19 protein-coding genes are annotated in these 22,002 nt (G+C 69.0%); 10 read left to right on the forward strand and 9 right to left on the reverse strand.

All coding sequences use genetic code 11. The annotated features are described in order from the left end of the window. Nucleotides 1–2 precede the first annotated feature (2 nt). From EON91_RS04415 to EON91_RS04435, 5 genes are all read left to right on the forward strand, one after another. Entirely contained in the window at nt 3–875 is an 873-nt protein-coding gene (locus tag EON91_RS04415) for a 4-(cytidine 5'-diphospho)-2-C-methyl-D-erythritol kinase (RefSeq protein ID WP_292091875.1), read from the forward strand. Nucleotides 876–910: 35 nt separating this feature from the next. Next, complete coding sequence (locus tag EON91_RS04420) at nt 911–1,795, forward strand: hypothetical protein (RefSeq protein ID WP_292091877.1); 885 nt, start codon at nt 911–913, stop codon at nt 1,793–1,795. Nucleotides 1,796–1,862: 67 nt separating this feature from the next. Beyond that, the gene (locus EON91_RS04425; protein ID WP_292091878.1) at nt 1,863–3,923 is read left to right on the forward strand and encodes a capsular polysaccharide biosynthesis protein; all 2,061 of its coding nucleotides are present in this window, start codon (nt 1,863–1,865) and stop codon (nt 3,921–3,923) included. Between the two features lie 114 nt (nt 3,924–4,037). Continuing rightward, nucleotides 4,038–5,183, forward strand: coding sequence for a beta-ketoacyl-ACP synthase III (locus EON91_RS04430; RefSeq protein ID WP_292091880.1), 1,146 nt, complete (start codon nt 4,038–4,040; stop codon nt 5,181–5,183). Between the two features lie 106 nt (nt 5,184–5,289). Next, nucleotides 5,290–5,553 (forward strand): hypothetical protein, encoded by a 264-nt coding sequence (locus tag EON91_RS04435; protein WP_292091883.1) that lies wholly within the window; start codon nt 5,290–5,292, stop codon nt 5,551–5,553. 74 nt (nt 5,554–5,627) lie between these two features. Here the strand turns inward: EON91_RS04435 and EON91_RS04440 are convergent, their stop codons facing one another. The 6 genes from EON91_RS04440 to EON91_RS04465 all read right to left on the reverse strand — a co-directional run bounded on the left by EON91_RS04440 (nt 5,628) and on the right by EON91_RS04465 (nt 14,560). Further along, entirely contained in the window at nt 5,628–6,092 is a 465-nt protein-coding gene (locus EON91_RS04440; RefSeq protein WP_292091884.1) for a porin family protein, read from the reverse strand. A gap of 207 nt (nt 6,093–6,299) precedes the next feature. Continuing rightward, nucleotides 6,300–7,190: a 2-dehydropantoate 2-reductase gene (locus EON91_RS04445; RefSeq protein WP_292091885.1), complete on the reverse strand. Its 891-nt coding sequence runs from the start codon at nt 7,188–7,190 to the stop codon at nt 6,300–6,302. Continuing rightward, nucleotides 7,187–9,877: a pyruvate, phosphate dikinase gene (gene ppdK / locus EON91_RS04450; protein WP_292091887.1), complete on the reverse strand. Its 2,691-nt coding sequence runs from the start codon at nt 9,875–9,877 to the stop codon at nt 7,187–7,189. Before ppdK ends, EON91_RS04445 begins: the two co-directional genes overlap by 4 nt. Before the next feature lie 172 nt (nt 9,878–10,049). After that, nucleotides 10,050–10,997 (reverse strand): DMT family transporter, encoded by a 948-nt coding sequence (locus tag EON91_RS04455; protein ID WP_292091888.1) that lies wholly within the window; start codon nt 10,995–10,997, stop codon nt 10,050–10,052. Nucleotides 10,998–11,178: 181 nt separating this feature from the next. Continuing rightward, nucleotides 11,179–13,569 carry a glycine--tRNA ligase subunit beta gene (gene glyS, locus EON91_RS04460; RefSeq protein ID WP_292091889.1) on the reverse strand — a complete coding sequence of 797 codons (2,391 nt, stop codon included), beginning with the start codon at nt 13,567–13,569 and terminating at the stop codon, nt 11,179–11,181. 100 nt (nt 13,570–13,669) lie between these two features. Then, nucleotides 13,670–14,560, reverse strand: a complete 891-nt coding sequence (locus tag EON91_RS04465) for a glycine--tRNA ligase subunit alpha (RefSeq protein ID WP_292091891.1) — start codon at nt 14,558–14,560, stop codon at nt 13,670–13,672. 112 nt (nt 14,561–14,672) lie between these two features. Here EON91_RS04465 and EON91_RS04470 point away from each other — a divergent pair, with 112 nt between their 5' ends. After that, nucleotides 14,673–15,428, forward strand: coding sequence for a polysaccharide deacetylase family protein (locus tag EON91_RS04470; protein WP_292091892.1), 756 nt, complete (start codon nt 14,673–14,675; stop codon nt 15,426–15,428). Nucleotides 15,429–15,473: 45 nt separating this feature from the next. On the opposite strand, the gene EON91_RS04475 is transcribed toward EON91_RS04470, so the two are convergent. The 3 genes from EON91_RS04475 to EON91_RS04485 are packed head-to-tail and all read right to left on the reverse strand — an operon-like array spanning nt 15,474 to nt 17,522. Beyond that, the gene (locus EON91_RS04475; protein ID WP_292091893.1) at nt 15,474–16,298 is read right to left on the reverse strand and encodes a CoA ester lyase; all 825 of its coding nucleotides are present in this window, start codon (nt 16,296–16,298) and stop codon (nt 15,474–15,476) included. Further along, on the reverse strand, nt 16,298–16,975 hold the full coding sequence (locus EON91_RS04480) for an SDR family NAD(P)-dependent oxidoreductase (protein ID WP_292091894.1): 678 nt from the start codon (nt 16,973–16,975) through the stop codon (nt 16,298–16,300). Before EON91_RS04480 ends, EON91_RS04475 begins: the two co-directional genes overlap by 1 nt. A 49-nt stretch (nt 16,976–17,024) precedes the next feature. After that, nucleotides 17,025–17,522, reverse strand: coding sequence for a GAF domain-containing protein (locus tag EON91_RS04485; RefSeq protein WP_292091895.1), 498 nt, complete (start codon nt 17,520–17,522; stop codon nt 17,025–17,027). 262 nt (nt 17,523–17,784) lie between these two features. On the opposite strand from EON91_RS04485, the gene EON91_RS04490 reads away from it, so the two are divergent. From EON91_RS04490 to EON91_RS04505, 4 genes are all read left to right on the forward strand, one after another. Next, nucleotides 17,785–19,254, forward strand: coding sequence for a tetratricopeptide repeat protein (locus EON91_RS04490; protein WP_292091897.1), 1,470 nt, complete (start codon nt 17,785–17,787; stop codon nt 19,252–19,254). A 12-nt stretch (nt 19,255–19,266) separates the two neighbouring features. Beyond that, complete coding sequence (locus EON91_RS04495) at nt 19,267–20,724, forward strand: hypothetical protein (RefSeq protein ID WP_292091899.1); 1,458 nt, start codon at nt 19,267–19,269, stop codon at nt 20,722–20,724. A gap of 127 nt (nt 20,725–20,851) precedes the next feature. Continuing rightward, nucleotides 20,852–21,742, forward strand: coding sequence for a CPBP family intramembrane glutamic endopeptidase (locus tag EON91_RS04500; protein ID WP_292091900.1), 891 nt, complete (start codon nt 20,852–20,854; stop codon nt 21,740–21,742). A 103-nt stretch (nt 21,743–21,845) separates the two neighbouring features. Beyond that, nucleotides 21,846–21,977 (forward strand): hypothetical protein, encoded by a 132-nt coding sequence (locus EON91_RS04505; RefSeq protein WP_292091901.1) that lies wholly within the window; start codon nt 21,846–21,848, stop codon nt 21,975–21,977. Nucleotides 21,978–22,002 lie beyond the last annotated feature (25 nt).

Genomic DNA, 22,002 nt, shown 5'->3' on the forward strand with positions numbered 1-22,002 from the left:
CAATGAACGTCCTGACGGCCTTCGCCCCGGCCAAGGTCAATCTGTTCCTGCACGTCGGGCCGGTGGACGGCGAGGGTTATCACCCGCTGGTCAGCCTGACCGCCTTCGCCGATGTCGGCGACCGGCTGACGGTGCGGCGGGGGGAGGGGCTGTCTCTGACGGTCGAAGGCGCGTTCGCCGACGCGCTGTCAGGCGAGGGTGACAATCTGATCCTGCGCGCCTTGCGGGCGCTGGGCGCGGACGGTCTGGGCCTGACGCTGGACAAGGGGCTGCCGATCGCCGCCGGTCTGGGCGGCGGATCGGCCGACGCGGGCGCGGCCCTGCGGCTGGCGCGCGTCCTGCTGGACCTGCCCCATGACGACGCTGCGCTGGAGGCGGTCGCGGCTGCGGTCGGCGCCGACGGCCCCATGTGCCTGCGCGCCCGCCCGGCCTGGGCTGAGGGCAGGGGGGATGTCCTGACCGACGAGCCGCGCCTGCCGCCGCTGCCCTGTGTGCTGGTCAATCCGGGCGTGCCGTCCCCGACCGGCGCCGTCTACCGCGCCTATGACGCCGCCCCGCGCACCGCCGACCGTCCCGTCCCGCCCGCCGACTGGAGCGTATCCGCCGTCATCGCCTGGCTGGCCGAGCAGCGAAACGATCTGGAGGCGCCCGCCGTCGCCCTGAACCCGGTGATCGGCGACGTCATCGCCTCCGTCGCCGCATCCGGCGTTGATCTGGCGCGCATGTCGGGCTCGGGCGCCACCGTCTTTGGCCTGTGCGCCACGCGTCAGGCGGCGCAGGCGGCGGCGGCTCAACTGTCCACGGCCCATCCCGACTGGTGGGTGCGCGCGTGCACCTTGGGTGCGCCCGACATCGAACCGCGTGCGCTGACTTAACCGAATGCACACGGCGGGCGGCTAGGCTGCTCGCCATGGATACGCTCTCAGTTTCCCAGATCGCCGCATTCAACCGGGTGCTGGACCGCCTGTCGCCCGCCGACCGCACGCGGATCGAGGCCTTGGCCCCCCACGCCGCCATCGCCGCCGCCACCGCCGCGCCGCACTGGAATTTCGACCTGCCGTCCCATGCGGTGGATCAACTGCTGGGCCCGGACGCGTCGGACGATTTGCGCCGCGGCCTGATCGCCCTGTGGGCGCAGGAACTGCCCGCCCGCATCGCCGCCGAAGACCTGCCGGATCAGGTGCTGGCCCTCTATCCCGACCACATCGATCGACTGGCCGCCTTCCTCAACGCCGAGACCGCCGCCTACGACCGCGACTTCTGGGCCAAGGACGTGCGGGTGTCGCTGGCGCTCAGCGTGCCGGGCGCCCAGACCCAGATCATCGATCTGTCCTCGCCGCTGGGCGCCGGCCCGGTGGTGCGCAGCGCCCTGGCCGGTCACGGCCTGAACGCCGTCCCCGCCTGGATCGCGGCCGCCGGCTGGCGCCCGTGGCTTGAGGTGCACACGGAGTCCCGCCATCTGGCCGATTTCAACGAGCCCGGCTGGGACCGCGCCTGGGCCACCGCCGCCGCCATCCTGAAGCGTCGCCCGCACATGGCCGGCATGATCGGCTCCAGCTGGTTCTACGATCCGCCATTGGAGAGCATCAGCCCACGTCTGGCCTATCTGCGCCTGAACCCGCTGAAAGGCGGCGCCTTCATGGTCCATCAGGGGCCGGGCGACATCCACACCCAACGCGCCGCCACCTCATCACCGACCCGCGCCGCCCTGATCGAGAAGGGCGGGTATGTCGCGCGATCATGGATCATGGCCTGGCCGCGCGATGCGCTGATCAAGTGGGCGGATGGGCGCTGATCCTGCCCCGCAAGGGGAGAAGGGAGGTAAGCTGGCGCCCGGACTCTACAGACCGTAGACACAACCCATGACCGCATCACCACCAACGCTTGAAAAGACCCGCGCCTGGGTGTGTGCGCCGGGCGTGCTGAAAGTTCCTTTTCTCAAGGCGTTCCTGCCCGATTACGACCTGTCCGCCCTGCCCGGAGCCCAGACGCAGGCGGTGCTGGGCTGGGGCATGAAGCCGACGGCGGCTGCGGGGCGGAAGTGGGCGCAGACGCACGGCAAACCCTATGTGGCGCTGGAGGACGGCTTTTTGCGCTCGGTCGGTCTGGGCGAAAGCGGCGCGACCAGCCTGAGCCTGATCGTCGACGACCTGGGCGTCTATTACGACGCGACGCGGCCCAGCCGGCTGGAGCAACTTATTCAGACAGCCCCCGACTGGTGCGACACGGCGATGCGCGGGCGGGCGCGCGGCCTGATCAACCGGATCGTGGCGTCGGGCGTGTCCAAGACCAATATGGGCGGGCCGCTGGACGAAAGTCTGCTGAAACCCGGCCGCCGCGTGCTGATCGTGGATCAGACGTTCGGCGACGCCTCGATCGGTTATGGGCTGGCGACCGAGGACAGCTTTTCCGAGATGCTGGCGGCCGCGCGGCGGGACGAGCCGGGCGCCCAACTGATCGTCAAGCGCCATCCGGCCGTGGCGGCTGGCCGTAAACAGGGCTGCATCCCGGCGGAGATGCTGAATGGCGTCACCCTGATCGACACCGACGTGCGACCGGCGGACCTGCTGGCGGTGGTGGACGCGGTCTATGTCGTGACCTCGGCGCTGGGGTTCGAGGCGCTGCTGCGCGGCCTGCCGGTGCGGTGCTTTGGGGCGCCCTTCTACTCCGGCTGGGGGCTGACGACAGACGCCGTTCAGACCGGACGGCGCGGCGTCGCCCGCGATCTGGAGCAGGTCGCGGCCGCCGCCCTGATCGCCTACACCCGCTATGTCAATCCGGTCACCGGCAAGCGCTGCGAGGCCGAGCAGGCGCTGGAACGGCTGATCGCCCTGCGCGATCGGGCCGACCGGCTGGCGGGCGACTGGGCCGCCGTCGGCTTCGCCCCGGCCAAGCGGCCGCCGGTGCGCCGCCTGCTGAACTCGCCCAAGGGTCGTGCCCGCTACTTCTGGCGCGCATCCGCCGCCGTCGCCCATGCGCGGGCGACGGGCGGCAGGCTGATCTGGTGGGCCGGCAAGGAGACGCCGCAGATCCGGGCCGCCGCTGATGCGTTCGAGGGGCCGGTCGTGCGGATGGAGGATGGTTTCATCCGCTCACGCGGGCTGGGATCCGACTTCTTCGGCGCCCTGTCGGTCGCCTTGGACGATCAGGGCGTCTATTACGACCCGACCGGGCCCAGCCGGCTGGAGAGCCTGATCCAGGCGGGCGAGCCGTCACCGGAACAGGCGGCGCGCGCCGAACGGCTGAGGGCGCGCGTGGTCGAGGCGGGCCTGTCGAAATACAATCTGAAGGGCGCGGGCGTTCCGGCCAGCTGGCCGACCGACAGGCCGATCCTGTTGGTGGTCGGTCAGGTCGAGAACGACCGGTCGATCCTGATGGGCTGCGGCGACATCCGCACCAACTCCGGTCTGGTGAAGGCGGCGCGGGCCGATCACCCCGACGCCTTCCTGATCTATCGCAACCATCCGGACGTGACGGCGGGCAATCGGCCGGGGCTGCTGGACGCCGCCGCCATGTCAGAGGTCGACGCCGGCGCCGACGATCTGGATATCGTGGACTGCCTGAACGCCTGCGACCGGCTGGCGACACTGACCTCGCTGACGGGGTTCGAGGCGTTGATGCGGGGCAAGGCGGTCAGTGTCTATGGCCGGCCCTTCTATGCGGGATGGGGTTTGACCGATGACCGGATGACGTTCGAGCGACGGACGCGCCGCGCATCCTTGCAGGGCCTGATCCACGCCGCCCTGATCGGCTATCCGGTCTATGTGACGCCGGACGGCTGGCCGTGCGAGGCCGAGGACCTGGTCCAGGCGCTGATCGCGGCGCGGGACCAGCCGCTGCCGGCCCCGCCGCGCGGGCGGGTCAATCGCTGGTGGCGCGGGATCAAGGCCAGTCTCGACCGGAGCCTTCCACCGTCCTATTGAGGAGGTTTGTCATCGCAACGGACCAGTCCGCGCGAGGCGCCCGAACTTCGCCGCGAGGGCCGATTTCCCTCAAGCAGCGAGGCGCCGCGCGCCGAGCGATAGGGAAACAACACAGTGTCTAAAGCCGTCATCGCCGCCACGGGCCTGTTCACCCCGGAACAGTCGATCTCGAACGCGGAACTGGTCGCCGCCTATAACGCCTGGGCCGACGCCTGGAACGCCGAGAACGCCGAGGCCATCGCCGCCGGCGAGGTCGAGATGAAGACCGGCTCCTCGGTCGAGTTCATCGAGAAGGCGTCGGGCATCAAGTCGCGCTTCGTCCTGGACAAGGCGGGCATCCTGGACCCCGAGCGGATGCTGCCCAATCTGGCGGCGCGCTCGAACGACGACCTGTCCATCCTGGCCGAAATGGCGGTCAAGGCGGCGCAGGACGCGCTGAAAGCCTGGGGCAAGCCGGCCAGCGAGATCGGGGCGGTGATCTGCGCCGCGTCGAACATGCAGCGCCCCTATCCGGCCATGGCCATCGAGGTGCAGCAGGCGCTGGGGATCGAGGGCTTCGCCTTCGACATGAACGTGGCGTGCAGTTCGGCGACCTTTGGCCTGAAGACGGCGGCGGACTTCATCGCCTCGGGCTCGGTCAAGGCGGTGCTGATGGTGAACCCCGAGATTTGCTCGGCCCACCTGAACTTCAAGGATCGCGACAGCCACTTCATCTTCGGCGACGTCGCCACGGCCGTGATCGTGGAGGCCGAGGATCAGGCCGCGCCCGGCGGCTGGGAGATCATGGGCACGCGGTTGAAAACGGTCTTCTCGAACAACATCCGCAACAATTTCGGCTTCCTGAACCGCGCCGCCCTGCCGACCGGCGGGACCGAGCCGATCCAGTCGGACGGCCTCAGCGACAAGATGTTCGTCCAGCAGGGCCGCAAGGTGTTCAAGGACGTGGTGCCGATGGTGGCCGAGATGATCGTGGATCACGCCGGCGAACTGGGCCTGGACCCGACCGGCCTGAAGCGGCTGTGGCTGCACCAGGCGAACATCAACATGAACCAGATGATCGGCAAGAAGGTGCTGGGCCGCGAGCCTGACCCCGAGGAAAACGTCATCATCCTGGACACCTACGCCAACACCTCGTCGGCGGGGTCGGTCATCGCCTTCCACCTGCATCAGGACGGGTTCGCGACGGGCGACGTGGGTCTGATCTGCAGCTTCGGCGCGGGCTATTCGGCGGGAACCGTGTTCGTCCGAAAACGGGCCTGATCTCAAAAATCCACTCGCCTCGATCACGAATGCGCGGCTCCGCTTGACTCCCTGCACGGGTTTTTGCGAGGCGTTTCAAAGTGTCGAGAACGAGGGGGTTTCCCGAATGACTCAGAACACGAATCCCTGGGCCAAGGCCCTGGATCCGCTGGCGCAGGACGTCGCCACTGTCCTTCAGAAGATGGGCGGTTCGGCGCATGAGAAGGTCGTGGTCGACTGTGTCGCGGCGCTCAAACGGCAGCGCGGCGAGTCCGTAACCCAGGATCTGGCGGCCAGGATCATCGAAGTGTTCGAACGCTATCGCGACCTGTTCTTCCGCCCGTTCGGCGAGGGGTCGCAGCGCTGGGCCATCACGGCTGAGTTCGCCTGAGTTCGTTTTCCGGTCGGACATGAAAAAAGGCGCGCCCCGCAGGACGCGCCTTTCTCGTATGGGCCGCGCTTCGATCAGAAGCGACGGACGTAGCTCAGCGAATAGACGTCGGCTTCACCGCCGTCGTCCTTGAAGTCGCGACGCGTCCAGTCGCCACGGATGCCGTTCTGGCCATCCAGGAAGTAGTTGGCGCCGACGCCGTAGTTCCAGCTTTGGCCATCGGCGTCCGCTTCGATCCCGCCGACCTCGGCCTTGATCTTGGAGGTGCCGTAACCGCCGCGCGCGAACAGTTCGAAGTTCGGGCTGAGGGGCAGGGTGCCGACCACATAGGCGGCCGCATCGTACTCGTGTTCGACCTTGCCATCGACGCCCGGGGCGACGGTGAATTCATCGTCCTTGACGCCGAACGAGGCTTCACCCTCGACGCCGAAATAGGGGTTGAGCTTGGCGCCCAGTCGACCGGTCACGGCGCCCAGATCACCATCCGAGTGATCAAGTTGGCTGTAGCCCAGTGTACCGTAATAGGTCGGCGAAGACATGCTTTGCGCCATGGCAGGCGCGGCAAGCAGAGAAAGAGCGGCGGTAGCGAGAAGAATGTTACGCATTGTTTCTATAACTCCTAGATGCGGTGACTTCTCCGGTCACCGGCCCCATCCAGCGAGACACTAAATAGGTCAGCGATGATGTCGTTCCAGAGGTCGAGCAATTACATCCACTGAACTGTGGGCCGCGAAACACATACAGCGTTACTCAAGCGCACCCAGAAGCGTGGCCGCCATGCGGTTCAGCGGCGCATCCAGACCGTGCGCGGCGCCCATACGGACGATGACGCCGTTGCGGGCGTCCCATTCCATGCGCCGTCCGGCCAGCCGATCCGCCAGCAGCGAGTTGACCGAGTCCGGGGGCGAAGCGCGGGTGCGCTCGACCACCACGTCGGGCAGGTCGTCGTCCAGCGACGCGCCCTGGGCCCGGCCCACGGCCACGCATTCGCGCACCATGCCGCGCATCAGTTCGGCCATGCCCGGCGCCGCGACCACGCCCGCCGGACGGCCGGTCAGGGCGCAGACCGCCCCGGCGCAGTTCAGCGCCAGCTTGGTCCAGCAGGCGGACAGGAAGTTGTCCGTGGTCGAGACCTCGATGATGCTGTGGTCGAACAGGGCGACAAACGCGCGCCCCGCCTCGCCCGCAGGGACGGTCATCGTTCCGGCCCGGCGGTGGGCGATCCGCCCCGTCGCTGACCGCTCGGCCGGCAGGTCGACCACCACCGGCAGGACGCGCGCGGGATCGACGAAGGGGCTGAAGCGGGCGACATGCTCAACGCCGTTCTGAAGCACCGCCACCCGGGTGTCGGGCCCGACCAGCGGCGCCAGCCAGGCCGCGGCCGCTTCGACGTCATAAGCCTTGGTGGCAATCAGAACCCAGTCGACCGGGGCGGTGACGGCGCCGGGTCGGGTGACGATGCGGGGCGCAGCCTCGATCATGCCGGTGGGCGTGTCCACGACTAGCCGGTCCAGCGGCGTACGGACGCACAGGGTCAGGTCGCGGACCAGCGGACTGCGCGACAGCCAGGCCGCGACCGTACCGCCGATGGCCCCGGGGCCGACGACGGCGACCGTCAGGCCGGCCGGCGGGGTCACCGGTCCTTCTCGCGCTCCTGACCCGAGCGCGCAGACAGGGCGGCTTGGGCCGCGGCCAGGCGGGCGATCGGCACGCGATAGGGCGAGCACGAGACGTAGTCCAGGCCGACCGTCTCGCAGAAGGCGATGGACGACGGGTCGCCGCCATGCTCGCCGCAGATGCCCATCTTCAGGCCCGGCTTGACGGCGCGGCCGCGCTCCTCGGCGATGCGGATCAGGTCGCCCACGCCGTCCTGGTCCAGGCGGACGAAGGGGTCGGTCTCGAAGATGCCCTTGTCCAGATAGGCCTGCAGGAATCGGCCGGAATCGTCGCGGCTGATGCCGAACGTCGTCTGGGTCAGGTCGTTGGTGCCGAAGGAGAAGAACTCGGCGTGCTGGGCCAGGTCTCCGGCGCGCAGGGCTGCGCGCGGCAGTTCGACCATGGTGCCGACCAGGTATTCGACGCTGTCGCCGGCGCCGGCGAACACCTCGCGCGCGGTGCGATCGGTCAGTTCACGCAGGTATTTCATCTCCAGACCCAAGGCGACCAGCGGGTGCATGATCTCGGGGATCGGGGCCTGACCGGACGCCTGCTTCACCTCCAGCGCCGCCTCGAGAATGGCGCGAACCTGCATCTCGTAGATCTCGGGATAGGCGACGCCCAGCCGGCACCCGCGGTGGCCCAGCATGGGGTTGGTTTCGTGCAACTCCTTGGCCCGGCGCTTCAGCTTGGCGGCGTCCAGCCCCTGGGTCGCGGCCAGGGCGTCCATTTCCGCCTCGGTGTGCGGGATGAACTCGTGCAACGGCGGGTCCAGCAGACGCACCGTGACCGGCAGGCCGGCCATGATGGTGAACAGCTCGACGAAGTCCGACTTCTGGAACGGCGCGATCTTGGCCAGGGCCGCGCGGCGACCCTTTTCGTCATCGGCCAGGATCATCTCGCGCACGGCGGCGATGCGCGCGTCGTCGAAGAACATGTGCTCGGTCCGGCACAGGCCGATGCCCTCGGCCCCGAAGCCGCGCGCGGTGCGGGCGTCCAGCGGGGTTTCGGCGTTGGCGCGGACCTTGAGCCTGCGAACCTTGTCGGCCCAGGCCATCAGGGTCTGGAAGTCGCCGGTCAGCTCCGGCTCGATCATGGCCACGGCGCCGTCCAGCACCTCGCCCTTGGAGCCGTCGATGGTGATGACCTCGCCCGCACGGAAGGTGCGGCCGCGCGCCATGAAGGTCCCGTCCTTTTCATCGATCGAGATTTCGCCCGCGCCCGAGACGCAGGGGCGACCCATGCCGCGCGCGACGACGGCGGCGTGGCTGGTCATGCCGCCACGAGCGGTGACGATACCGCGCGCCGCGTGCATGCCGTGGATGTCCTCGGGGCTGGTTTCCTCACGCACCAGGATGACGGCGTCGCCGGCCTGGGCCAGACGCTCGGCCTCGTCGGCGTCGAAGACGATCTTGCCGGTCGCGGCGCCGGGGCTGGCGGGCAGGCCCGCGGCCACCACCTTGCGTTCGGCCTTCGGGTCCAGCGTCGGGTGCAGCAACTGGTCCAGAGCGGCGGGTTCAACCCGGCTGACCGCCTCTTCCTGCGAGATCACGCCTTCGGAGGCCAGATCGACCGCGATCTTCAGCGCCGACTTGGCGGTGCGCTTGCCGTTGCGGGTCTGCAGCATCCACAGCCGGCCCTGTTCGACCGTGAACTCGATGTCCTGCATGTCGCGATAGTGCGACTCCAGCCGGCCGACGACCTCGACGAACTCGCCGAAGACGACCGGCATGGCCTCTTCCATCGAGGGGGCCTTTTCGCCCATTTCCTCGCGCCCCGCGCGGGTCAGGGACTGCGGGGTGCGGATGCCCGCCACCACGTCCTCGCCCTGGGCGTTGATCAGGAATTCGCCGTAGAGTTTGGCCTCGCCGGTCGAGGGGTTGCGGGTGAAGGCGACGCCGGTGGCCGAGGTCTCGCCCATATTGCCGAACACCATCGACTGGATGTTGACGGCGGTGCCCCAGCTTTCGGGGATGTCGTGCATGCGGCGATAGAATTTCGCCCGGTCATTCATCCAACTGGCGAAGACGGCGCCGACGGCTCCCCACAGCTGATCATGGGGATCCTGCGGGAAGGCCTGGCCCATCTCGCGTTCGACCAGCGCCTTGTAGTCGGCGACGACGCGTTCCCAGTTCTCGGCCGTTAGTTCGGTGTCGACCGAGACGCCCAGCCGATCCTTGTGGTCGTCCAGCACTTCCTCGAACAGGTCGTGGCCCAGATCGAGCACGACGTTGGAATACATCTGGATGAAGCGGCGATAGCTGTCGAAGGCGAAGCGGCGGTCGCCGGACAGTTTGGCCAGACCCTCGACCGTCTGGTCGTTCAGGCCCAGGTTCAGGACGGTGTCCATCATGCCCGGCATCGAGGCGCGGGCGCCCGAGCGGACCGACACCAGCAGGGGATTGGCCGCGTCGCCGAATGTCTTGCCGACGATGCCCTCGACCTTTTTCAGGCCGGCCGCGACCTGATCGGCCAAGGCGGCGGGATAGGTCTGGCCATTGGCGTAATAGTGGACACAGGCCTCGGTCGTGATGGTGAAGCCGGGGGGAACGGGCAGGCCCAGCGACGACATCTCGGCCAGGTTCGCGCCCTTGCCGCCGAGAAGGTTCTTCATCGACGCGTCGCCGTCGGCGGAACCGCCACCGAAGCCGTACACCCACTGAGTCATCAATCAGCCCCTGAGCCGTGGAATCAGGCGGGTTCGCCCCGCTCGCAGATGGGTCATGGCTTTAGCGCGCCGGACGGTCCGAGGCCATGGCCGCCTGTAACAATGCGTGAGGAAATGTTGCGTTGCGGCAAGACGCGCAGGACTCCCTTCCTCTCGAGGGGAGGGCTTCAGATTAGTGGCTGCGCGCGATCACCAGCGGCCGGGCGCGCGGGCCGCGCGTCACCAGCCAGATGCCGACGCAGACCAGGATCAGCGCCGCCGCATAGCTCCAGCGCAGCACGCTTTCGTTCAGGAACAGGCCCGACAGGGCCACGCCGAACACTGGGATCAGGAAGTTGAAGGCGGCGATCAGCCCGACCGGATTGTGCCGCAGCAGCAAGCTCCACACCGCAAAGGCGACCGAGGACAGCAGCGCCATATACAGCAGCAGCCCGGCCGAGGCCGCGTCGAACGCGCCCAGCTGACCCCCGCCGATCAGGCCGATGGCCACCAGCACGACCCCGCCGATAAACAATTGCCAGCCGGTCATGACCATGGGGTCCAGCCCGCGCGAGACATGCTTGCCATAGATGGAGGCGGCGGCCAGCACGAAGGCGGCGATGATGACGAACCCCTCGCCCAGCAGGCTGAAGTCCACGCCCATCGGCCCCTTGCCCAGATTGACCGCCATCACCCCGGCGAAGCCGATCACGCAGCCCAGCAGCTTGCGCCCGCTTAACCGGTCGTCGGCATAGATGAAATGAGCCAGGGCGACGCTGAAGAAGACGCCGGTGGCGTTCATGATCGCCGACTTGGCCCCCGTCGCATGGGCCACGCCGATGTAGAAGAAAACATACTGGATCGTCGTCTGGGTCAGGCCCAGCAGGCCGACCTGGCGCCATTGCCGCCCGTCCAGCCGCAGCACCGGCCGGCGCATCAGGGTGATGAACACCAGCAGCAGCGCGCCGGCCAGGGCGAACCGCCAGCCGGCGAACAGCATCTGGGACGCGATGTCCGTGGGCGCCACGGCCAGCAGCCGATAGCCGATCTTGATCGCCGGATAGGCGCTGCCCCACAGCAGGCAGCACAGGGTCGCCAGGGCGAAGACCCACACGCGATTGGTCAGGACGGCGGCGTTCATGGCGCTGCCTTAGCCCTTCTCCCCTCGGGGGAGAAGGTGGGCGCCGAAAGGCGCTCGGATGAGGGGGCGCTGTCAGCGGGCAGACAGGTTGATGTCGAGGGGCCGGTCCGGCAGCCCCCTCATCCGTCTTGCTCCGCAAGCCACCTTCTCCCCCGAGGGGAGAAGGGTCGTTTGGTGCGCTTCAACCCGCGATCTGGGCGAAGTCGGCGACGCGGCCCATGACGGCGCGGATCTGGCCCAGAAGCTTGAGCCGGTTCTCGCGCTCTTCCGGGACGTCCGAATTGACCATCACCTTGTCGAAGAAGGCGTCGACGGGGCTGCGCAGGGCGGCCAGGGCGCGCATGGCGGCGGCGAAATCCTCGGCCGCCAGGGCGGCGTCGACAGCGGTGGACGCGGCGGCGGCGGCGAAGGCCAGCGTCGTTTCCTCCTCGGGCTGACCCGGCAGGCCGGTCTGAACCATGCCGGTCGGCAGCGGCCCCTTCTTCTCCTCGGCCTTGAGGATGTTCGACGCCCGCTTGTACCCCGCCAGCAGGTTCGCCCCGTCGTCCGTGGCCAGGAAGGCGGCCAAGGCTTCAACGCGGCGCACGATGCGGACGAGGTCGTCGTCGCCCAACGCGAAGACGGCGGCGACGAGGTCGTGGCGTTGGCCCTGATCGCGCAGCAGGACGGTCAGACGGTCGGCGAAGAAGGCGAGAACTCCAGCTTGCAACTCGCCTACCGAGACCAACTCGACTAGACGCGCAGTCGCCGATTCAGCGAGCCCTGCCTCGCTGTAAGCGCCGCCATAAACGGCGTCTCCCGGCATCACCCAGAGACCCTTCGAGAGGGCAGCATCGACATCAACAAGGCTGACGATCTGCTGCACTTCGGCTTCGATAGAGACCACTGCGGCACGTTGATTGAAGCTGGTAACGAAGGAACCCAGCGCCGCGGTAATCAGCGCCGCTAGAGGAGCGCGGGCGCCGCTTTCCAGCACCAGCCGGATCACCCCCAGCGCGGCGCGGCGCAGGGCGTAGGGATCCTTGGAGCCGGTGGGCTTTTCGTCGATGGCGAAGAAGCCGACCAGGGTGTCCAGCTTGTCGGCCAGGGCGACGGCGACGGTCAGCGGCGCGGTCGGGACCGTGTCGGCCGGGCCTTGGGGTTTGTAGTGGTCGCGGACGGCGTCGGCCAGCGCCCGCAGGCTCCCCTCTCCCTTGATGGGAGAGGGGTTGGGGGTGAGGGTGACGGCGGCGGCGGACGTATCCGCGCCTGACGCTTCATCGGCCGACGGGGTCACCCCCATCCCAACCCTTCCCCCATCCAGGGGGAAGGGCTTGAGGGCGGCGACGTAATAGCCGCCCATGATCCCCTGCAGTTCCGGGAATTCGCCCACCATGCCCGACGCCAGGTCGGCCTTGGCCAGGCGGGCGGCGAACTCGGCCTGATGCGGGTCGGCGCCGACCAGCGGGGCGATCTCGCGCGCCAGGGCGGCGATGCGGTCGACGCGCTCGGCCATCGTGCCCAGCTTGGCGTGGAAGGTGACGCCGGACAGCTTGTCCAGCCAGGCCTGGAAGCCGACCTTCTGATCCTCGTCCCAGAAGAAGCGGGCGTCGTTCAGGCGGGCCGACAGGACGCGGCTGTTACCGGCGGTCAGGGCCGCGCCGCCGTCGCTCGCCTCGACATTGGCGACGACCAGGAAGTTGGGGGCGAGCCCATCCTTGGCCGGATCGCGGACGGCGAAATACTTCTGGTGCACCTTCATCGACAGGCGGACCACTTCGGGCGGCAGGGACAGGAACTGCGGGTCCATGTCGCCCAGGATCGGCGTCGGCCATTCGGCCAGGCCCGCCACCTCGTCCAGCAGGCCGTCGTCGTCGACCAGCGCCAGACCCCGCGCGGCGCAGGCGGCCTTGGCTCCCTCAAGAATCCGCAGCTTGCGGTCGGCCACGTCCAGCAGGACGTATTCCTTCTCGAGCCTGGCGCGATAGTCGGCGAAATCCTTGACCGCGAAGGGCCGGCCGCTGCCCATGAAGCGGTGCCCCTCGGTCACGTCGGAGGCGACGATCTTGCGGCCCTCGCCGCCGACCGTGCTGCCCAGGTCCAGTGCGTAGGGGACCACCACGCCGTCGAACAGGGCGACGATCCGGTGGATCGGGCGCACCCAGCGGAAGGCGCCCGAGCCCCAGCGCTGCGACTTGGGCCACGGGAAGGCGCGCAGGATCTGGTCCAGGCTTTCGGCGATCACCTCGGTCGTGGCGCGGCCCTGCTGGCTGATCTCGGCGAACCAGACGCCGTCGCGTTCGGTCAGTTGGTCCTGGGTCAGGCCGGTCTTGCGCAGGAAGCCGTCCAGCGCCTGGGCGGGGGCCGAGGTCTTGGGACCCTTGACCTCCTCGTTGCGGTCGGGCGTGGCGGTCGGCAGGCCCTCGACCACCAGCGTCAGGCGGCGCGGCCCGGCGAATGTGGTCAGCGCGTCCCACGTCAGGCCGGCGGCCTTCAACCGCTCGGACGCCATCCGTTCCAGATCGCGCGCGGCCCCCTGCTGCATGCGGGCGGGGATTTCTTCGGAGAAGATTTCAATAAGGAGCTGGGGCATCAGTTTTCGTCCCGCACCCATTGATCGCGGGCGCGCCAGAGAGCCCTTCCCCCTTGATGGGGGAAGGGTTGGGATGGGGGTGACAGCTGGTCGTCAGTCGTCATGCGGTGGCGCGCTCATGCTCGACCTGGGCCAGGGCGCACGCCTTGCACAGGTCGCGGATGCGGCCGATGTAGCTTTGGCGTTCGGCGACGGCGATGGCGCCGCGGGCGTCCATCAGGTTGAACAGGTGGCTGGCCTTGAGCACCTGGTCATAGGCGGGCAGGATCAGCGGCTGGCCCTGCGGGCCCTTCAGCGTCAGGAAGTGGGCGGCCTCGCGCTCCATATCCTCAAACCGGCGCTTCAGCGCGGCGACGTCATAGCCGTGGAAATTGGCTTCGGACTGCTGGCGTTCGTTCTCCAGGAAGACCTCGCCGTAGGTCAGGCCCTCTTTGGTGAATTTCAGATCATAGACGTTGTCGACGCCCTGGACGTACATGGCCAGACGCTCCAGCCCATAGGTCAGCTCGCCCGAGACGACGTCGACCTCAATCCCGCCGACGCCCTGGAAATAGGTGAACTGCGTCACCTCCATGCCGTCGCACCAGACCTCCCAGCCCAGGCCCCAGGCGCCGACGGTGGGGTTTTCCCAGTCGTCCTCGACGAAGCGGATGTCGTGCAGTTTCGGGTCGATGCCGATGGCCGCCAGCGAGCCCAGATACAGCTCCTGCAGGTTGTCGGGGTTCGGCTTCAGGATGACCTGATACTGGTAATAGTGCTGCAGCCGGTTGGGGTTTTCGCCATAGCGGCCGTCGCCGGGGCGGCGCGACGGCTGGACATAGGCGGCCTTCCACGGCTTTGACCCCAGGGCGCGCAGCACCGTCGCCGGGTGCAGAGTGCCCGCCCCCACCTCGATGTCATAGGGTTGCAGGATCGCGCAGCCCTGATCGCCCCAGTATTTGTGAAGCGTCAGGATCAGGTCCTGGAAGGCGAGCGGTTCGTTGGCGGCCACGGTCTGGAATTCGGTGCGATTTCGGGAGGGGGCGGACCATAGGGCCGGCAGCGCTGTCCAGCAAGGCGGGGGCCTTCACCCTTCCTGAACGGCGACGGGGCATGATCGCGCCATGAAGACCCAGTTCGACCAGATGCGCCGCCGGGCGGCGCGCTACCTCGGCGCCCGCACCGCGACCGTCGCGCCGCCGCGCGGGATGCTGAGCGTCAGCTTCGACGACTTTCCCGCCAGCGCCTGGACGGAGGCCGGACCGGTGCTAGCCGAGCATGGGGTCAAGGCGACCTACTATGTCGCGGGCGGTCTGTGCGGCGAGGTGAATATGGGCAAGGCCCAGTTCGACGTCGACCATCTGAGCGCCCTGCATGAAGCCGGACACGAGGTCGGGTGCCACACCTTCGATCACGTCAGCGCCCTGCGGCTGGACCGCGCCGGGCTGGAGACGCAGCTGGCCGCCAACGCCGCCTGGGTGGCCGAGCGGCTGGACGGCCACGTCATGACCAGCTTCGCCTGGCCGTTCGGGGACGTGACCGTGCCCGCCAAAAGGGTGATCGACGACCGCTTCCTGCTGGGGCGCGGGGTGCGCGACGGGGTCAACGTCGGCCGCTGCGACCGGGCCAATCTGCAAGCCATCGGCCTGGAGAGCCGCCGCCTGCCCGGCTACGATCTGGAGGCGCTGGTCGCCGAGGCGGCCGAGCGGAAGGGCTGGCTGATCGCCTATGGGCACGACGTGGAGGATCGGCCGACGGATTACGGTTGCCGACCCGAGGATTTGGATCGGCTGATCCGGGCGGCCACGACGGCCGGGCTGGAGATCTTGCCAGTCGGGGACGCGTGGGCGCGACTTTCCGGCCAGCCGCGCGAACTCTGACCTCAATCCCACCGACGCCGTTGCAGCTCTGGCGGAACAAAGGGCTCAGAGGCCCATCAGCAACGCCTGCGCCTGCGCCAGATGCAGCCGCTCCACCATCTCGCCCTCGACCTGGATCACGCCAAGCGCTTCGGCCTCGGGTGCGGCGAAGGCGGCGACCACCTTTTGCGCCCAGACGATCTCGGCCGTCGTCGGGCCGAACGCGGCGTTGGCGCTGTCGATCTGGCGGGGGTGGATCAGGCTCTTGCCGTCGAAGCCGTACAGCCGGCCCTGCGCGCATTCCGCCGCAAACCCGGTCTCGTCCTCAAAGCGGTTAAACACGCCGTCCAGCGCAGTCAGGCCGTTGGCCCGCGCCTGGGCGACGACAGCGGCCAGCCACGGCTTCAGCGGCTCGCGATCCGGCGACATGCCTGTCTTCAGGTCCTTGGCCAGATCGTTGACGCCCAGCATCAGCCCGGCCAGCGCGCCCCCGGCCGAGGCGACCTCGTCCAGGCCAACCACGGCGCGCGGCGTTTCGATCATGGCCCATAATCGGGCGTCGGGCTGCATGGCATCGGACAGCGCCCGCACCGCCGCCGCACTCTCGACCTTGGGCGCGACGATCAGGTCGACTGGCGTGTCCCGCAGCGCCGTCAGGTCGTCGGCGCCCCACGGCGTGTCCAGCGCGTTGATCCGCACCGCCAGCCGGGGGCCGAAACCGCCCGCCCGCGCCGCCGCGACCGCCGCTGCCCGGGCCTCGATCTTCATGTCCGGCGCGACGGCGTCCTCAAGGTCCAGCACCGCCACGTCGCAGGGCAGGGCCCGCGCCTTCTCGATCGCCCGCGCGTTCGAGGCGGGCAGAAACAGGACGCTGCGGACCCGCCCGGCCATCAGACCCGGCCCGTGACCGGCACCAGCGCGCCCGTGATCGCCCGCGCCTGCGGCGAGGCCAGGAACAGGATGGCGTGGGCCAGATCGGCCGGCGCGACCCAGTGCGAAGGGTCCGCCTCGGGCATGTCCTTGCGGTTGGCCGGGGTGTCGATGATCGACGGCAGCACGGCGTTGACGGTGACCGAGCCGCCTTTCAGTTCCTCGGCCATGGCCTGCGTCAGGCTGTGCACGCCCGCCTTGGCGGCCGCATAGGGCCCCATGCCGGCGCCCGCCTTCAGCGCGGCGGCAGAGCCGACGTTGACGATCCGTCCCTCGTCCGATGCCTGCAGATAGGGCAGGGCCGCCCGGCTGGCGTTCAACGCCGTCAGCACATTCAGCGCATACATCCGCTCCCACGCCGGGTCGGCCGCGTCGGTCGGTTGCCAGATAAAGCCGCCGGCGATGTTCAGCAGGGCGTCCAGCCGCCCGAATCGTTCGGCCACCGCGTCGATGGCCTGCTGGCCCTGCGCCGCGTCGGTCAGGTCCACCCCGCCCAGCGCCAGCACACCGTCCGGGACCGTGTGGCCGCGCGCGTGATCGATCACGGCGACGCTCAACCCGGCGTCCAGCGCTGCCTGCACGACGGCGCTGCCCAGGACGCCGTGTCCCCCCGTGATCGCCACAACCCGTTCGCTCATCGTCGTTCTCCGTTATCGGAGCGGGACCATAGAGCCAGACCCGCCCCGATCAACCGGCCGCGAACACTCGCGCCATCAGCCGTTCCAGCGCCTCGGCGTCCACGGCGTCGAAGGCGGCCTTTTCGGTCGCGTCCACGTCCAGCACGGCGATCAGGTCTCCCGACGCATCCAGCACCGGGACCACGATCTCGCTGGCCGAGCGGCTGTCGCAGGCGATGTGGCCGGGGAAGGCGTGGACGTCCTCGACCACCTGGGCCTGGCGCGTCGCGGCCGCCGTGCCGCAGACGCCGCGCCCGAAGGCGATGCGCAGACAGCCCAGCGTCCCCTGATAGGGTCCAACCACCAGTTCGTCGCCCTTGGCCGGATCGACCACATAGAAGCCGGTCCAGAAGAAGTTCTCGAACGCGTCGTTCAGCATTGAGGCGACCGTGGCCATGCGCGCGACCCGGTCCGGCTCGCCGTCCAGCACCGCCAGAATCTCGGCCTCGACCTCGGCATAGCAGGCGGCCTTGTCGGCGGGGCGGTCGGTGCGGGCGACGTAGGTCATGGGATTCTCCGTAAGCCGCGCATATAGGCCCTGCACCTGCGACCCGCGAGAGGCGCCGGAATTCCCCTGACAGGCGAGTGACAACCAGCTGATTCGTCGCGTGTTTGTCGAATTTGTCTCAATTTGACCCAAGTGCGGCAACGCTTTGTCGCAAACCAGCGTTAACCTTGACAGCGAGTTAACTGGACCAGACCATCGTTATTCAGGATGGTTAACGGCTGGGCGTCGCAGGGGCGGCGCGGACCTGAGGGACGAGGGGCGTATGGGCGACCACAACGTCATGGACGACGAGCGCCGCGGCCGGGGCCGCGGTCGCGCGCCGCTGGCCGTCGGGGCCGTGGCCGTCGTGCTGGCGGCCGCTACGCTGACCGTCGCCGCCTGCGATACGCGGGACGTGCAATTCTGGCGCAAGGACGCCGCCGCCAACCAGTGTCCGCGCCCCGCCTCGATGACGGGGTCCGAGTTCAACGCCCAGGAAACGGGCCTGCGTCTGCTGCGCCGCGCGGCCTTCCGCGGCGACTTCTTCGCCCAGCTTGAGCTGGGTTCGCGCTATGCGGCCCAGCGTGCAACCGACAAGAATATCGAGGACCCGATCGAAAGCTCGGTCTGGCTGGCCATGGCGCTGGCGAACGAGCAGGGGTTCGCGCCGATCAACCGCGTCGATCGCGGCTGGCTGGGCGGCTGGCGGCCGCTGTCGCGCTATGACGACTGCCGGGCGTGGGAACGCCAGATGGCCTATCAGCGGCTGGACCGCCAACTGGCGCAGATGACCCGCGACGAGCAGGAGGCGGTGCGCGACCGGGTCATCTATGTCCTGTCGACCCAGGACGCCCAGGGTTTCCGCACCCTGGCCCGGCTGCACGACAGCCTGTACGGCCCCTATGGCGAACCCGAGGATAACCCCCAGGCCCGCCGCGCCATCGGTCGCGGAACCAACGAAGGGCCCGGCCCGCGCGTCGGCCGTCGCGGCTATCCCACCGCCGCCAGCCTGTTCCAGCGCAACGACGTGGACGCCTATCTGTACAACTATCTGGCGGTCCAGACCGGCGACGTGGGCGCCTATGTCCTGCTCAAGGATTTCGAGAAATCCTCGCCCGGCCGCTCGCAATACGGCCGCTTCGTAGAGGCCAAGGCGCGCCAGTGGGTGCCGCCGTTCGAATTCTATCCCAACACCGCGCCGCAGTCGGGCGTGCCCTTCTCGGACGAAAGCCGCCCGCGCGGCGACGCCTATGAGTACGCCCTGACCCGGATGAGCGACCTGCCGTTCGTCCACGTTGGCCGGGCGCTGCGCTACCTCGGCGTCACCGACACGGTCGCCGCCCGCCCCGAGGACCTGTCCAAGCGCCAGATCGAAACGCTGGAGGCCATGCTGGGCCATCCGATGGAATCGCGCCTGTCGTGGCTGGAGCGGGTCCGCGCGATCCAGCTGGCCGCCGTCAACGGCTCGTCCGAGGCGCAACTGGTGCTGGCCGTCATGTACGCCGAAGGGATCGGCGTGCCGACCGACTACGCCCGCGCCTTCCACTGGTTCGAGGAGGCCGCGCGTCAGGGCAGCCCCGAGGCGAAGTTCGCCCTGTCGACCTATTTCGCCCTCGGTGTCGCCGGCGTGTCCGATCAGGACAAGGCCCAGGCCGTCGTCATGCGGATCGAATCCGCCCTGTCGGGCTTCGGCCCGTCCGCATCGCGCCTGCAGGCCGTCCTGGCCCAGGTGTCCCGCTCGCAGCGCCGCTAAGGAGGCCCGGGAATGATCCGCCGCTTCGCCGTTCTCTCCGCCCTGATCGCCGGCGCCGCATTGGCCGTCGGCGCGCCCGCACCCCAGGCGCAGGCCCAGACCGCCGCCAAGGTCGAAAGCCAGACCCGTCCGAATTTCGGCGTCCTGCTGGACCCGCCGACCCGCAGCCGCGCCCGGCCCCAGCATCGCCGCTGGAGCTATGGCGACCACCGCCCCGGCTGGCGTCCGCCCTACCCGGGCCGCCCGCCGTATCAGGAAGAGGTCGTGCTGGTGGATTGCGGCGGCAATCCCGGCACGGGCGCGGTCGAGGGCGCGGTGCGCCGCGTCCGGCCCGGCGGCACCCTGATCCTGCGTGCGCGGGGCGGGCCCTGCGTCGGCTGGCTGAACATCGACAAGCCCATGACCATCATCGGCGAGGGCGGCTTTGACCCCCGCGACTGGAACCGTCATCCGACCCCCACGCTCCAGGCGCCGGACGGCCTGCCCTGCATGACCGTGGGCCAGGGCGCGCGGGTCGAGATCCGCGACGTGGTCTTCGCCTCGCCGCGCGGCGGCGACGCCGCCTGCATCGTCGGCTACGGCGCCGAGATCGTCATGAACCGCGTCGGCTTCCGCCATGCGGGCGACGAGGCGGCCATCTATGCCGACGGCGGCCTGCTGGACATCCGCAACGCCATGATCGAGGCTCAGACCGTGGCCCCGGCCATCGTCGCCGACCGCGCGACCCTGACCGCCTATGAGGTCGTGGTTTCGGGCGCCCAGGTGGGCATGGAGCTGACGCCCGGCGCCGGCCAGACCGCCACCATTTCCGCCACGACGTTAAAGGGGTCCGAGGCGCCGAACAGCTTCGGCCCGCGCTCCATCGGCGTCATCGTCCGCTCCAGCCGCGACTACGGCCGGGTCGAGATCGCCAACACCGCCATCTGCGGCTACGTCGAGGGCGTGGCGGTCGAGGGCGCCTCGGTCGACATCAAGAACAGCCGCATTTGCCGCGCCGACAAGGGCGCCGTCCTCTACAACGGCGAACTGCGCCTGACCGACAGCCGCATCCGGGCCCAGACCGTCGGCGTCGCCGCCGCCTCGGGCCGGGCGGTGGTCACCAACAACGTCTTCGCCGGCGTGCGCCAGGTCATCTTCGCCGAACCGCGCGCCAGCATCGAGGCGCGGGACAACCGCGTCTGGTCGCAATACGCCTGCCGCCCGCAGTTCCGCCCCCGCTGGCGCGACCGCTATGAGCCGCACTGGGGCGGCGGTGACGGCTGGTCCTGCGCCTTCGGCCCCTATCCCCGCGACTGGTGGGAACAGGAAGACGGCATCCTGGGCTTCGCCTACGCCGACGACGGCTATTCACTGCAAGGCTACGACCAGTATCAGGACGGCTACGGCTGGTACGACCGCGACGGCCGCTATGTCGAGGATCGTCGCTATCAGGGCGAAAGCCGTTGGTCCGGCGGTCGCTGGGGCCGCTGACCCCGGCATTCAGGTGACGGATTTGTAAGCCGGAATCGCGTGGGGCCGCTTGCGTCCCGCCCGGCCAGGGTCCAGCCTCCTGTCGGGGAGTATGCGGATGATGTCCGCACTCGGGGAGGATTGAACCATGACTGATTTCCGCGCCTGGGGCGTGCCCGTCACGCTGGGGGACCGCCGCGTCCTGCATCCGGGACCGCTGCGCTGGCTGCGCGCCGTCGGCTGGATGGTGGCGCTGTTCTTTGCCGTGGCGTTCGCTTCCTACGGTTCCATCGGGGTGCTGGACGCCTTGGTCCCGCAAAGCGGCCCGACCCACATCCTGACCAACGGGACCGGCGCTTTGGTGTCGCTGATCCTCTACGCCCTGATCGTCCGTTTCGGAGAGAATCGCCCGGCGGACGAGATCGCCCTGCGCGCCGCCCCCGGCGGCCTGCTGGCGGGCTGGATCACCGGCACGGTGATGTTCTCGGCCGTCATGGCCATCATGTTCGCTTTCGGCCTGTACGAATTCGCCTGGAAGGGCCCGGCCAGCGCCTGGGAATCGGTCGGCCTGACCCTGCAGTCCGGCGTGATCGAAGAGGTCATGACCCGCGCCATCGTGCTGCGCCTGATGTGGCGCGCCTTCGGCCCCTGGGTCGCCTTCGCCTTTTCGGCCGCCCTGTTCGGCGCCCTGCACCTGTCGAATCCGAACGCCACCTGGTTCGCCGCCGTCTGTATCGCGGTCGAGGCCGGGATCATGCTGGGCGCCTTCTACGCCCTGACCGGCCGCCTGTGGGTCTCGATCGGCGTCCACGGGGCCTGGAATTTCGCCCAGGGCTATCTGTTCGGCGCCGCCGTCTCGGGCACCCAGTTCGGCACGGGCATCGCCGTCAGCACCGCCCGCGACGGCTTCTCGCCCTATCTGACCGGCGGCGCGTTCGGGCCCGAGGCGTCGATCCCCGGCCTGATCGTCGGCACCGGCGTGGGCGTCGTTGTCCTGTGGATGGCCTGGCGCGCGGGCCGGTTCGCACGCCAGCGCTAGAGGCCGTGTCAAAGGGCCGCCTTTCGTCAATGGTTGTCGAAGGCGGCCCGACAGGCCAGATATAGCGGGCCGGTCTCTTCCGGCGCCCATGTCAGGATCGCCGATGGCCCGCAAGCCCAACTACAGTTTCGAACGCCAGGAGCGCGAACGCGCCGAAGCCGCCAAAGCCGCCGCCAAGGCCGCCGCGAAAGCCGAAAAACGCGCCGCCGCCAAAGAGGCGCCGTCGGAGGACTGACGCCTTTCGAACGCGCGGCCTGAAC

Source organism: Brevundimonas sp., assembly GCF_004210735.1.
Classification (GTDB): domain Bacteria; phylum Pseudomonadota; class Alphaproteobacteria; order Caulobacterales; family Caulobacteraceae; genus Brevundimonas.

Coding starts and splice junctions, on each gene's coding strand:
- EON91_RS04435 (WP_292091883.1), top strand. CDS start 5,290: ATGACTCAGAACACGAATCCCTGGGCCAAGGCCCTGGATCCGCTGGCG.
- EON91_RS04500 (WP_292091900.1), top strand. CDS start 20,852: ATGACTGATTTCCGCGCCTGGGGCGTGCCCGTCACGCTGGGGGACCGC.
- EON91_RS04480 (WP_292091894.1), bottom strand. CDS start 16,975: ATGAGCGAACGGGTTGTGGCGATCACGGGGGGACACGGCGTCCTGGGC.
- EON91_RS04475 (WP_292091893.1), bottom strand. CDS start 16,298: ATGGCCGGGCGGGTCCGCAGCGTCCTGTTTCTGCCCGCCTCGAACGCG.
- EON91_RS04425 (WP_292091878.1), top strand. CDS start 1,863: ATGACCGCATCACCACCAACGCTTGAAAAGACCCGCGCCTGGGTGTGT.
- EON91_RS04455 (WP_292091888.1), bottom strand. CDS start 10,997: ATGAACGCCGCCGTCCTGACCAATCGCGTGTGGGTCTTCGCCCTGGCG.
- EON91_RS04470 (WP_292091892.1), top strand. CDS start 14,673: ATGAAGACCCAGTTCGACCAGATGCGCCGCCGGGCGGCGCGCTACCTC.
- EON91_RS04505 (WP_292091901.1), top strand. CDS start 21,846: ATGGCCCGCAAGCCCAACTACAGTTTCGAACGCCAGGAGCGCGAACGC.
- EON91_RS04490 (WP_292091897.1), top strand. CDS start 17,785: ATGGGCGACCACAACGTCATGGACGACGAGCGCCGCGGCCGGGGCCGC.
- EON91_RS04415 (WP_292091875.1), top strand. CDS start 3: ATGAACGTCCTGACGGCCTTCGCCCCGGCCAAGGTCAATCTGTTCCTG.
- EON91_RS04495 (WP_292091899.1), top strand. CDS start 19,267: ATGATCCGCCGCTTCGCCGTTCTCTCCGCCCTGATCGCCGGCGCCGCA.
- EON91_RS04420 (WP_292091877.1), top strand. CDS start 911: ATGGATACGCTCTCAGTTTCCCAGATCGCCGCATTCAACCGGGTGCTG.
- glyS (WP_292091889.1), bottom strand. CDS start 13,569: ATGCCCCAGCTCCTTATTGAAATCTTCTCCGAAGAAATCCCCGCCCGC.
- EON91_RS04440 (WP_292091884.1), bottom strand. CDS start 6,092: ATGTCTTCGCCGACCTATTACGGTACACTGGGCTACAGCCAACTTGAT.
- EON91_RS04485 (WP_292091895.1), bottom strand. CDS start 17,522: ATGACCTACGTCGCCCGCACCGACCGCCCCGCCGACAAGGCCGCCTGC.
- ppdK (WP_292091887.1), bottom strand. CDS start 9,877: ATGACTCAGTGGGTGTACGGCTTCGGTGGCGGTTCCGCCGACGGCGAC.